The 12,968-nt window shown below is 74.5% G+C and carries 6 protein-coding genes; 5 read left to right on the top strand and 1 reads right to left on the bottom strand.

Going from position 1 to position 12,968, the window contains the following annotated elements; translation table 11 throughout:
* Positions 1–136: 136 nt before the first annotated feature.
* Entirely contained in the window at positions 137–1,912 is a 1,776-nt protein-coding gene (locus tag WMF31_RS20645; protein ID WP_436603596.1) for a serine/threonine protein kinase, read from the top strand.
* Positions 1,913–1,934: 22 nt separating this feature from the next.
* A complete protein-coding gene (locus tag WMF31_RS20640; RefSeq protein ID WP_436603595.1) occupies positions 1,935–3,881 on the top strand; it encodes a PEGA domain-containing protein in 1,947 nt (648 codons plus the stop codon).
* A 152-nt stretch (positions 3,882–4,033) separates the two neighbouring features.
* Here the strand turns inward: WMF31_RS20640 and WMF31_RS20635 are convergent, their stop codons facing one another.
* The gene (locus tag WMF31_RS20635) at positions 4,034–7,648 is read right to left on the bottom strand and encodes a kelch repeat-containing protein (protein WP_436603594.1); all 3,615 of its coding nucleotides are present in this window, start codon (positions 7,646–7,648) and stop codon (positions 4,034–4,036) included.
* Between the two features lie 220 nt (positions 7,649–7,868).
* Between WMF31_RS20635 and WMF31_RS20630 the strand changes: the two genes are divergently transcribed.
* The 3 genes from WMF31_RS20630 (at position 7,869) to WMF31_RS20620 (ending at position 12,776) form a co-directional block, all read left to right on the top strand.
* Positions 7,869–10,682, top strand: coding sequence for a thrombospondin type 3 repeat-containing protein (locus WMF31_RS20630; protein ID WP_436603593.1), 2,814 nt, complete (start codon positions 7,869–7,871; stop codon positions 10,680–10,682).
* A gap of 247 nt (positions 10,683–10,929) precedes the next feature.
* The gene (locus WMF31_RS20625) at positions 10,930–11,832 is read left to right on the top strand and encodes a hypothetical protein (protein WP_436603592.1); all 903 of its coding nucleotides are present in this window, start codon (positions 10,930–10,932) and stop codon (positions 11,830–11,832) included.
* Entirely contained in the window at positions 11,829–12,776 is a 948-nt protein-coding gene (locus WMF31_RS20620) for an OmpA family protein (RefSeq protein ID WP_436603591.1), read from the top strand. Before WMF31_RS20625 ends, WMF31_RS20620 begins: the two co-directional genes overlap by 4 nt.
* Positions 12,777–12,968: the final 192 nt, after the last annotated feature.

Here is a 12,968-nt window from a genome sequence, read left to right as displayed (position 1 = left end):
CAGGCGGACGCCCCGCGCGGGAGCGCGGCGTGACCCGCGGAGGCGCGCCCGGAGGAACGACACGTCGCGCCGGGGCACGCCCGCCTTCTCGGAGATTGCTCCCCCGTGGCCAATCCCCTAGAGTGGGCCTGACATTGTGATCGGCTCGATCATCGACGGCAAATACCAGATACGCAAGCTCCTCGGTGAGGGAGCCATGGGCTCGGTCTACGAGGCCGAGCACACGGCGACCGGCCGGCGCTGCGCCGTGAAGGTCATCAGCTCGGCCGACCTCACCCGCGACCCGAAGGTGGTGAGCCGCTTCCAGCGCGAGGCGCGCGCGGCGGGCGCGATCGACACGCAGCACATCACCCAGGTGCTCGACGCCGGCGTCGATCGCGGCTCGAACCTGCCGTTCCTCGCGATGGAGTACCTCGCCGGCGAGGACGTCCACCAGCTCATCAAGCGCGTCGGCCCGCTCTCGCCCGACCTCGCGCTGCGCATCGTCGCGCAGTCGTCGCTCGGCCTCCAGAAGGCGCACGAGGCGAGCGTCGTCCACCGCGACATCAAGCCGCACAACCTGTTCCTCGCGCACCGCGACGCCGGCGAGATCCTCGTCAAGCTGCTCGATTTCGGCATCGCCAAGGTGAAGATGGACCGGGCGAACGAGACCGAGAGCGCCGACCTCACGCGCACCGGCAACCTCATCGGCTCGCCGCTCTACATGTCGCCCGAGCAGGCGCGCGGCCAGAAGGACATCGACCACCGCACCGACATCTGGTCGCTCGGCGCCGTGCTGTACCAGGCGCTCACCGGGCGAACGCCGTATCACCACATCACCGCGCTCGGCGAGCTCATCATCGCGATCTGCTCGGAGCCGCCGCCGCCGGTGCAGGAGTTCGCGCCGTGGGTGCCGCCCGAGATCGCGGCGATCGTGCACCGGTGTCTGCAGCAGGATCAGGGGCGGCGCTACCAGACCGCGCAGGAGATGTTCAACGCGATCCGGCCGCTCCTCCCGTACGGCTGGGGCATCCACGAGAGCGTGCTCGTGCCGCTGCACGACAGCGTCCGCAGGCAGTCCGCGCCGCGGCTCTCGACGAGCCTCCCGCCGGCGAACCAGAGCGGCGGCTACGCAGCGCTCGCGGGCTCGCCCGCCAACCAGAGCGGCGGCTACGCAGCGCTCGCGAGCTCGCCCGCCAACCAGAGCGGCGGGTATCCCGCGCTCGTGAACCCGCCCGAGCTCCGCGGCGGCGGGCATCCGTCGGTCGCGCCGCCCGCGAGCCCGGGCGGCGCGTACGGCGCCGTCGCTCCGGGCGGCGCGCACATCGGCGCCGCGACGACGGGCGCGCTCACGCAGTCGCAGCGCGGCGCGCAGCCCGGCGCGTCGCGGGTGCCGGTCGTGGCCGGCGCCGCGCTGCTCGCCGTGGCCGTCGTCGGCGGCGTGTACGTCTTCAGCCGGCCGTCGCCGGCGCCCGTCCCGGAGCCGGTAGGAACGGAGGCGCTCGCGCCCGCGGAGCCCCCGAAGGAGCCGGCGTCGCCGCCGCCCCCGGTGGCGCCGACGGCGACGCCGTCCTCGGAGATCCTCCCGGTCGCCGAGGCGCAGCCCAAGCGCGTTCACGTGGTCATCCTGCCGGCCGACGCCTCCGTCGAGGTCGAGGGCAAGCGCGCGACGACGCGCGACGGGATCCTCGAGATCTCCGGGGTGCCCGGGAGCGTGCACAGGGTGCGCGTCTTCAAGGGCAAGAGCGAGACCCTGGCCGACGTCGTCGTCACCGAGACCGGCGCGCTGCCGCCCAAGGTCGAGATCGCGTCGACCCCGTCGAAGGCTGCTCCGCCGCCTGCGGCGAGGACCGCTCCCGCCGCCCCGACGCCGGCTCCGGTGCCCACGACCCCGAAGGGGATCATCGACGACACGGGCGAGTTCGGGGAATAGAAGAGAAGAACAGGCGGACACGGTGCTCGATCGGATGGATCTGCGTGCGCGGCGCGTCGGCGCCAGTCCTCTCCCCCCCGCGCGGCGACGCCGGGCCGCGGCGCGTCGGCTGCGCGCGCTCTCGGCCGCGCTCGCGCTCGCGATCGCTGCCGGGCCGGCGCTCGCGCAGCCGACGCCGGCCGGCGCGGGAGACGCGCCGAAGACAGGTGCAGGCGACGCGCCGAAGACAGGTGCAGGCGACGCGCCGAAGACAGGCGGGGGAGAGGCGCCGAACGCGGGCACGGCGGCGGACGCGCCGGAAGCGGGCGCGGAGGGCGCCGCGCCGGCCGAGGAGGCGCCCGTGTCCGAGGCGACGCGGCAGGAGGCGCGGCTCCACTTCGAGAAGGGGCTCGCCCTGCTGCGCGAGGGGGCCTGGAGCCCCGCCCTGGCCGAGTTCCTCCTGTCGCGCAAGCTCTACCCGACGCGCGCGGCCACGAACAACGCCGCCATCGCGCTGCGCAAGCTCCAGCGTTACGACGAGGCGCTCGAGATGTTCGAGACCTTCCTGCGCGACTTCACGATGTCCGCCGCCGAGCGCGCGGTCGCGCAGCGCGAGATCGCCGAGCTGCGCACGCTGGTGGGGACGCTCGACATCACGAGCGCCGAGCCCGGGGCCTCCATCGTCGTGAGCGGCGAGGACCGCGGCCAGTACCCGCCCGTCAAGCCGATCCGCGTCGCCGCGGGCGCGCACGTCGTCCGCGTCTTCAAGGAGGGCTTCGAGCCGGTGGAGACGCGCGTCTACGTGGCCGGAGGCCAGACCGTCACGGTGGACGCGAAGCTCCGCCGGCTCACCCGCTCGGGGCGGCTCCGCGTGGTGGAGCGGACCGGGAAGACCGTCGACGTGGTCGTGGACAACGTGGTCGTGGGGCGGACGCCGTGGCTCGGCACGCTGTCGGTGGGCGATCACATGGTGGCGCTGCGCGGAGAGGGGAAGCTCGGGACGCAGCCGACGGCCGCGCCCGTGAGGCCGCAGGAGCTGACCACGCTGTCGCTGCTCGCCGAGGATCTCGACGCGTCGCTCCGGGTCGATCCCACGCCGCCCGGCGCGAGCGTCTGGATCAACTCGGTCAACGTTGGCAACGGCGTGTGGCTCGGCCGGCTCAAGATCGGCGCGCACCGGGTCGAGGTGAAGGCCGACGGGTTCCTCCCCGCGACGCGCACGGTGACGCTGCAGAGGGGGCAGCGCCAGAACCTGAGCGTGTCGCTCGAGCGCGACGAGGACGCGGAGATGTGGCGCAAGCCGCCGAAGATCACGCTCGACGCGAGCGCGTCCTTCCTGGTCGCGCCGACGCTCGGCGGTGAGATCACGAGCGGCTGCGGCGCCGGCTGCTCGAGCTCGCTCGGCCTCGGCGGCCTCGGCCTGCTCCACGGCGGCTACGAGCTCGGCTCCGGGATCGGCGTCGGCATCGAGGCCGGCGTCCTGTTCGCGACGCAGCAGATCGACGAGCGCCCCGCGGGGCTCACGCCGGTCGGCTTCCGGGATCCGCTGCGCGGCACGGCGAACGACGCGCTCCGGCTGACCGGCTTCCTGGCCGGCGCCACGTTCGGCTACCACGTCGGCGAGGCGTACCCGGCGCTGCTCCGGCTCGGCGCCGGGGTGCTCCGCGGCGAGGTCCGCGACGAGCGCACGGGGAGGTTCGAGACGAGCGCGGGGGAGGCGTTCGGCACCTATCCCGTGGTCGATTTCGCGCCGGCCACGTACTTCTACGCGGCGCCGGAGGCCCGGCTCGGCATGCGGCTCGGGGAGCGCTGGGAGGCCTCCGCCGGCCTGAAGCTGCTGCTCCTGATCGGCCTGAGCAAGCCGGCGTGGGACAGGACGATCGAGCTCGCGGCGTCGACCGACGGGATCGGCACGTACGCGCCGGACTCGCTCATGGGCGACTTCGTGCTGATGGTCGCGCCCGGGGCGAGCCTGCGGTACCAGTTCTGAGCGGTCGCGCAGCGCCGGCGATCCGCGCAGCGCCAAAGAGCCGCGCAGCGCTCGCGATCCGCGCAGCGCCGAGGAGCCAGGCCTTGTGCGCGGAGCTCGCGGCCCCCACGCCGTGATCCGGCGGGGAGGCCGCAATCGTGCACCCCGGCCGACTACCGGCCGCGACGTCGACGGCGCAGCCCGCCGAACACGGCCGCGACGGCGCCGAGCAGGGCGGCGAGGGGTGCGGCGTCGCGCCCGGGCGGGGCGCCGACGACGGCGCAGGAGCAGGACGGGACCTCGGCCGGCTCGAGCGGCGGGACGCACTCGTTGTCGAGGTTGCACACCATGCCGTCGACGCAGTCGGCCACCGACCTGCACGGCGCGGCGCAGGCGCTGCCGCCCGGCGGGCACCTGTACGGGGTGCAATCCCGGTCGGCGCCCGCGGCCCGGAGCGTGTGCTCGCCGTCGCAGGTCGGTCCGACTTTCTCGAGGTCGACGCAGACACCGTCGCTGCAGATGAAGTCAGCGATGCAGTCCTCGTCGGACGCGCAGGAGGTCTTGCACGAGCTCTCGTCGGCGCACCGGAAGCCGCCGCAGCGCTCGACGACGGGCGCCTTCTCGAGGCCGCTTCCGTCGCAGAAGTAGCTGGTGAGCGTCGCGGGGCCGACGGCGCAGCCCTCGTCCGGGCAGGTGCACACCGAGGTCCGCGCGACCGCCCCGTCGACGGGGAACATGCACCTGGCTTCCCTGTCCCCGCCGCAGTAGCCGGCGCACGCCCCCTCGCCGGGGCAGGCTTCGCGCCGGAACGCGCCGCCCTCGTTGGGGTGCGGGGGCTCGGGCCTCAGATCCGTGCCCACGGGCGTGCACTTGCCGACATTGTTCTCCACGTCGCACGCCTGGCACTGGCCGTCGCACCGGGATTCGCAGCAAACGCCGTCGACGCAGTGGCCCGACTCGCACTGCCGATCCCGGGTGCACTCGGCGCCGATGCCGAGCCGGTCGAGGCAAAGGCCCGACCCGGGCGGAGCACCCCCCGCGCCGGCCGATGCGCTCCCCGACCCGGCCGTCGCGCCCCCGGTACCCGAGGCTTCCGCGCCGCCCGACCCGGCCGCCGCTCCGCCGACGCCGGAGCCCCCTGCGCCGCCGATGCCGGAGCCCCCTGCGCCGCCGATGCCGGAGCCTCCTGCGCCGCCGATGCCGGAGCCCCCTGCGCCGCCGATGCCGGAGCCCCCTGCGCCGCCGATGCCGGAGCCCCCTGCGCCGCCGATGCCGGAGCCCCCTGCGCCGCCGATGCCGGAGCCCCCTGCGCCGCCGGTGCCGGAACCACCTGTCCCCGCCGACGCGCCCCCCGCGCCGCCGGTGCCAGAGCCGCCCGCGCCGGTTGACTCACCGCCCGCCTCGCAACGGTCCGAATCGCCCGTTCCCACCTCGCACCAGCCCGTCTCGGAGCAATCGCAGTCGTCCAGGCAGTAGAGAACGCAGACGTTATCGGGGCCGCAGCGGCCCGGCTTGCAGTCCTTCGTGTCCGGGTGGGGGATCACGCGCCCCGCGCCGTCGCACTGGGTGTGCACCTCGATCTCGTTGAGACAGGCGACCGGGAGGAGGGTCCCGCGCTTCGCCGGACCGCAGGTGCCGGTGGCGCTGCCGTCCTCCTTGCCCTCCAGCGTGCACGAGGAACACGCATCGGCGCACTCCTCGTTGCAGCAGACCTTCTCCCTGTCGGAGCAGTGCCCCGACGCGCACTCCCGATCGCTCGCGCACGACTCGCTGTTCGCCTTGAGGAGCAGCTGGGCGCTGGCGAGCACTTGCCCGCTTCCGGGATCGACGCCGCCCGCGACGAGCACCGCCCGGCCTGCTTCGATGTCGGCGCCGGCGTTGACGAGGACGGCCGCGTGATCCAGCCGGCCTTGCAGGAGCGCCGGCAGGCCGCTGTCGCTGAAGCTCTTCGCGATGGGATCGTAGATCTCGACGCGGGAGAGCGCGCTCGTCCCGTCGAAGCCGCCGGCGACGAGGACGTTGCCCGTGGGCAGGAGGCTCGCCGTGTGGTTGGCGCGCGCGCCCAGCATCGAGATCGGCGTCGGCTGGAGCTCGAAGCCCCGCTTGCTCGGGTCGGTCACGCCGTCGTGGTAGATGTCGACGGTGCCCACGTGGGCGCCCCCGGAGACGCGGGTGGTGCCGCCGACGAGCAGCACCTCGCCGGAGTCGAGCAGCGTGGCCGTGTGGAAGCCGCGGAGCGCGGTCATCCGCGCCGTGGCGGGCGGGGTCGCGCTGATCGGCTGGAACGAGCGCGTGGCGTGGTCGAAGAGCTCGGCCGAGCTGAGCGCGGCGCCGGAGAGGACGAAGCCGCCCGCGACGAGCACGTCGCCGGTGTCGAGGCGGACGGCGGCGTGCGCGTGGCGCGCGGTCGCCATGTCGCCGGCGCCGGCGAGCGCGCTGGTGACGGGCCCGCCGCCGCCCGGCCCGAGGTCGGTGAAGGTGTAGACGAACGCGGTGCTCGTGGGCTGGTTGAGCGGGGGCGCCACGCCGCCCGCGAGCAGGACCTCGCCGGTGGCGATGAGGGTGGCCGTGTGGTTGAACCGCGGCAGCGGCGACAGCGAGTTGGGGTCCGTGACGAACTCGCCCGTGGCCGGGTCGTAGATCTCGAGGGAGGCGATCGGGGCGCCGCCCGCGCTGGCGCTGCCGCCCGCGACGAGGACGGGCGGCGCTGGCGGCGGCGAGGGCGAGGGAGCCGGCGGCGGGACCGTCGTGAGCGCCGTGGCGGTGTGGGCGCCGCGCGCGGTGTCCATCGCGTCGGTCATCGCGAACGTGCGATCGAGCGGGAAGTAGAGCTCGGCGGTCGCGCGCGCGTTGCCGGACGCGTCGAAGCCGCCGGCGATGAGCACGGGGCTCGCCCGGTCTCCCGGGTTGATCAGCGTGGCGGTGTGCCGGGTGCGCGGCTCGACCATCTGGTTCGCCGTCGAGACCCACTGCGGGTCGACGAGCGCCGGGTAACGGACGCCGGCGGACGGCCACGCGACGACGACGGTGCACGCCGGCGCGCCCGGCGGCGTGACCGGCCGGCCCCACGGGGCGCGGGGGCTCGTATCGAAGGCGCACCCCTCGACCGAGAGCGACGCCGGCGTGCGCGCGCCGGTCGCGTCGACGAGGTAGGGGGGCGCGACGCGCAGGCGGGGCGCGCCCGCGGCGTCGAGGAACTCGAGCGTGCGCTCCACGAGGCGGAGACCGGCCACGGCGCTCACGTCGACGCGGTAGCGGAGCTCCTTTCGCGCCGGCTCGCGCTCGAAGACGACGAAGTCCTCGGTGCCGCCGGGAAAGACGCGGTGCAGCACGTCGCGGGAGCTTCCATCCTCGGCGCGGATCGCGCCCGCGTAGAGGACCAGGGTGCCGTCGACGGCGGCGGGCACCTCGGACGCGTCGGGGAGGGAGAAGGCGATCGCGAGGCGTGAGGCGCTGTCGGCGAGCCGCACCGCGCCGGCGGCGTGCGGCGGGAGCTCGACGGACGCGGCGGCGCCGGGCCCTGCGGCGCGCAGGGCGCCGGCCGGGGTCGGCGTCACGGCTCCGGCGGCGCTGGGGCCGACGGCGCCGGCGAAGCGCGCGCGGATCGCGGCGATGCGGGCGCGCGCCTCGGGCGACGCCGCGCTGGGCGCCGCGGCGGCGGGCGGGGTTGCACGGCGCGGGGCGCTCTCGTCGGAGCAGCCCGAGGTCTGGGGGAGGAAGGCGCAGGCCGACAGCAGCGCGGCGCTCCGCAGGCGGAGGCCGGATCGCGGCACGCGGGGATCTCGCAAGGGGGTCATTCCGTGGTGGGCGCGGCGCGCGCGAGGTGAGGGAGGTTCGAAGCGCGATGCTACCAGAAGGCGCCGTTCCGCCGAAGGACATGGCGCTGCCGGAGCGCGGCGCGGGAAACTCCCCCAGGAGGGGGTTGATCCCGGGTACGCTCGACGGAGCGCCTTCGTGCGCGGCGCGCGACGAGCGCCGCCGTGCGCGGCGCGCTCTGGAGGAGCCGCGATGACCTTCCCTGCCTCGCCTTCGATGCCCCGCCGCCGCGCGCCCGCCGGCCCTGCGCGGCGCGGGCTCGTGCCCCTTCTCGCAGGCCTGCTCGCGCTGGTGGCGCCCGCGCCCGCCCGGGCGGCGCTGTGGGACGTCGACAACGACCAGGTCGCGAACTGGGTCGACAACTGCCCTGAGATCTACAATCCGAGCCAGTACGACGGCGACGGGGACGAGCTGGGCGACGCCTGCGATCCCGACGACGACGACGACGGCACGCCCGACGACCTGGACTCCGACGACGACAACGACTCGATCCCGGACGTCGACGACCTGTGCCCGACGATGCCGGGGGGGCACCGAGACGGCCCCGAGGGCGACGGGGATCGAGACGGCGATGGGGTCCCGGACGCCTGCGACAACTGCCCCGGCTACTCCAACGAGGACCAGCTCGACAGCGACGGCGACGGGCAAGGGAACCTGTGCATCAACGACAACGACGGTGACAGCGCCGTCGACAACCGCGACAATTGCATCAACATCCCGAACGAGGATCAGGTCAACGGCGACGGCGACATGTTCGGCGCTGCCTGCGACAACTGCCCCGACGACCGCAACGATAGCCAGTATGACGGCGACGCCGACGGCGTCGGCGACGCCTGCGACCGCTGCCCCGGCATCGTCAACCTGGGGAGCGACGCCGACGGGGACCAGGTCGACGACGCTTGCGACAACTGCATCGACGCCGACAACGAGGATCAGAACGACGAGGACGACGACGACATCGGCGACGCCTGCGATAACTGCCCGGGCGAGCCCAACGACGATCAGCTGAACACCGACGAGCTCCTGCCCGGCGGCGACGCCCTGGGCGACGCCTGCGACGACGACGACGACGCCGACGGGGCGCCCGACGCGAGCGACAACTGCCCGCTCCTCCCCAACCCCGATCAGCTGAACACCGATGAGCTCCTGCCCGGCGGCGACGCCCTGGGCGACGCCTGCGACGACGACGACGACGCCGACGGGGTGCCCGACGCGAGCGACAACTGCCCGCTCCACGCCAATCCGGATCAGCACAACGCCGACGGCGCCCTGTCCGGCGGCGACCTCCTGGGCGACGCCTGCGACGACGACGACGACGCCGACGAGGTGCCCGACGCGCTCGACAACTGCCCCCTCGCACCGAACGCGGATCAGCAGAACACCGACGCAGCCCTGCCCGGCGGCGACTCCCAGGGCGACCGCTGCGACGACGACGACGACGCCGACGGCCACCCCGACGGCGCGGACAACTGCCCGTTCGCCCCGAACGCGGATCAGCGGAACACCGATGAGCTGCTGCCCGGCGGCGACCCGGTGGGCGACGCCTGCGACAACGACGATGACGCGGACGGGGTGCCCGACGCGCTCGACAACTGCGTCGTCACGCCGAACCCGGATCAAGCGAACAACACGAAGAGCGGGCCCGACGACGGCCTCGGTGACGTCTGCGATGACGACGACGACAACGACACCGTCCCCGATGCGATGGACAACTGCCCGTACGACGTCAACACCAACCAGACGAACACCGATCTCGACGACGAGCTGGCGAGCGGGGGTGTCGTCGAGGGCGACGTGTGCGACCTCGATGACGACAACGACGGGCTCACGGACGACGAGGAGGCGGCGCTCCGGACCGAGCCGACCAGCCCGGACTCGGACCTCGACACGATCGGCGACGCCGAGGAGGTGAGCAATCCGAGCGACCCGGCCGACCCGGTGAACAACACCGACGGAGATGCGGTGATCGACGCGAACGACGCGGACAGCGATGGCGACGGGCTGTTCGACGTCGACGAGGCCGGAGACGCGCTGCTGAGCACGCCGCCCATCGACACCGACGGTGACGGGATCCCCAATTACCGGGACCGAGACTCGGATGATGACGGTGTGCTCGACGGGGACGACAACTGCCCCCTCGTCGCGAACCCGCCCGCGCAGCCCGGCGAGCCTCAGGCCGACACCGACGGCGACGGCAAGGGCGACCTCTGCGATGGCGATTCGGACAACGACGGCGTGCTCGACAGCGAGGACAACTGCCCGCTCACGCCGAACTCGCCCCCGGCGGCCGGTGAGCCGCAGGCCGACGCCGATGGCGACGGGCTCGGCGACGTCTGCGATCCGGACGCCGATCCGGACGGCGACGGCCTGAGCAACCAGGACGACAACTGCCCGACCCACGCGAACCCGCCGGCGCAGCCGGGGGATCCGCAGGCGGACCTCGACGACGACGGGCTCGGCGACGCGTGTGACCCGGATATCGACGGCGACGGGGTGGCCAACGCGGACGATACCTGCCCGCTCGTCGCCACCGACGCGCAGGAGGACGGCGACGGCGACGGGCACGGCGACGCCTGCGACAACTGCCCGGGCGACGCGAATGCCGACCAGGGGGACGAGAACGGCGACGGGCTCGGCGACGCCTGCGACGACGACGGCGACGGGGTGGCGAACCCCATCGACAACTGTCGGGACGTCGAGAACGCCGAGCAGTCGGACGACGACGAGGACGGGGTAGGGGACGCCTGCGAGGAGCCCGAGACGAGCGGCGCGGGCGGCGCGGGCGGCGCAGGCGGCGCGGAGGGCGCGGGCGGCGCGGGCGGCGCGGGCGGCGCGGGCGCGACCACGTCGGCGAGCAGCGGCGGCGGGACGCGACCTGATTTCCAGGGCGGCTGCGACTGCCGCATGGGCAGCGTCCCGGTCTCGAGCGCGCCGTGGGGGCTGGTCCTGATCCTCGCGGCCGCGCTGCGCCGGCGCGGACGGCGGGACCGGCCCCGCGCGGCGTGATCCGGCGCGCGGCGCGCGGGCCCGCCACGCCCGCCGGAGGCAGGTCTCCGGCGGGCGTGGCGGGCACGTCGGCCCGATCTCGCGGTCCGCTCACGGAGCGCGGCCCGCTCACGGAGCGCGACACGGCCGCTCGGCGTCGAGGGCCGCGGGGGGAACGCGACCGTGTATCTCGGCGTCGACGCGCGCGTCGTCGCGGCGCGACGGCATGTTGCCCCCCGCCGCACCCCCCCGCTATCGTGGCCCCCCGATGAGGTCCCCCTCCATCGCAGCGGCAGCGTCCACGGCCGTCCTCATGACGCTCGCCAGCGCCTCGCGAGGTCAAACCACCGGCGGCTTCTCCCTCGACCGGTTCGAGCCGGCGCCCGCCGGCGACGCCTTCTTCGGCGTGCCCTCGCCGGCCGCTCCCGGCCACCTCGCGCCGCGCGTCCACGCGATGCTCGACTACGCCCACCGCCCCATCCACAGCAGCGGCGACAGCCCCATCGACCTCGTCTCCTCGCAGGCGTTCCTCCGCCTCGGCGCCTCCCTCGCGCTCTGGGATCGCCTCCTGCTCTCGATCGATGCGCCGCTCGCCGTCGCGCAGGGCGGCGACGACCCGGGCATCCCCGGCGTCGCGTTCACGGAGCTGACGGCGCCCGAGCTGGGCGATCTCCGCCTCGGCGCGCGGCTCCGCATGCTCGGCAGGGACGCCGGCCCGCTCCAGCTCGGGATCGGCGGCTACCTGTTCGCGCCCACGGGCACGCCGGCGCAGTACACCGGCGACGAGGAGGCCCGCGGCGCCTTCCACGCGAGCCTCGGCGGGCGCCTCGGGACGGCGCGCTCCTCGCTCGGCTTCCTGTGGAGCGCGAGCGGCGGCGTCGAGCTCGGGGGCGGCCCGAACCGGCCGCAGCAGCTCACGTTCGGCGCCGCCGCGGGGGCGCTGCTCGGCGGCGATCTCCTCCAGCTCGGCGCCGAGGCGTACGGCGCGGCGCCGCTCGGCGACGACCTCCTGCTCTCGAGCACGCCGGTGCAGCGCGAGGAGGCGGGCCTCAACGCCGAGCTGCTCCTCGGCGCCAAGCTCCGCGTCCTGGGTGGCCTCACGTTCGGCGCCGCGGTCGGCCCGGGCCTCACGAACGCGATCGGCACGCCGTCGGTCCGCGCCGTCGCATGATCGGCTGGGCGCCGCTCCCGCAACCGGACTCGGCCGATCGGGCGCCCGCCGTCGTCGCGGGCGACAAGGACGACGACGGCATCGACGACGCGCTCGACGCCTGCCCCGACGTGAAGGGGGACCCGTCGCCCGATCCCGCGATGGACGGCTGTCCGCCGGCGGATCGCGACGGCGACACGGTGCGCGACATCGACGACGCGTGCCCCACCACGCCCGGGGCCCGCAGCGCCGACGTGACCAGGAGCGGCTGCCCCGACGACAGGGACGGCGACGGCTTCCATGACGGGATCGACGCCTGCCTCGACGTGCCCGGCAGCCCGAGCGACGACCCGAGGAAGGTCGGCTGCCCGGCGGACGCGGACGACGACGGCATCGTCGACGCGTCGGACGCCTGCCCGAAGGTGAAGGGGACCGCGAGCCGGGATCCGAAGCAGAACGGCTGCCCGGACGATCCCGACGGCGATGGCGTCCGCGGCGCCGCCGACGCCTGCCCGAACGAGCGCGGGCGGCCGGATCCCGATCCGGCGCAGAGCGGCTGTCCGAGGTTCGTCCGCGTGCACGCCGACGAGATCACGACCTCGAAGCCGGTGCAGTTCATCGTTTACGGAAAGACCCGCGCCCAGACGGTCGCTCCGATCTCCGACGATCTCCTGCGCGAGGTGCGCGACGCCATCCAGCAGAACCCGGACATCGAGCTCGTCGAGGTGCAGGGCCACACGGACGACAGCGGGAGCGAGGAGTACAACCTTCGCCTCTCCCAGGAGCGCGCGGAGGCCGTCCTCTCGTGGCTCGTCGCCGCCGGCGTGCCGCGCGAGAAGCTCGTCGCCAGGGGCTACGGCTTCGAGCGGCCGCTCGGGGACAATCGCGTCAAGACAGGTCGCCAGAAGAACCGGCGCGTCCAGTTCATGATCATCAAGCGCAAGGGCGCGGCTGTCCAGCGCTGAGCCGCCGAGCCTCGCCGCCCGCTGCCGCGACGCGTGACGACAGCCCCGTACAAGCCCCGCAGTCCAGGGCGATCCCACCACAGCGGCGCGGGCGGGGAGCGCGTGATGGAGCGCACGTGACACCGGCGAATGGACGGCGCGCTTCCTCCATGCCCCGACATCAGGTCGTGACGCTTCCCTGACGGCCGTTGA

This window comes from Sorangium sp. So ce1036, from assembly GCF_051369805.1.
In the GTDB taxonomy this organism is placed as follows: Bacteria; Myxococcota_A; Polyangia; order Polyangiales; family Polyangiaceae; genus Sorangium; species Sorangium cellulosum_F.
Note: the sequence above shows the minus strand (reverse complement) of the source record. Positions and strands in the feature narration are given on the sequence as shown.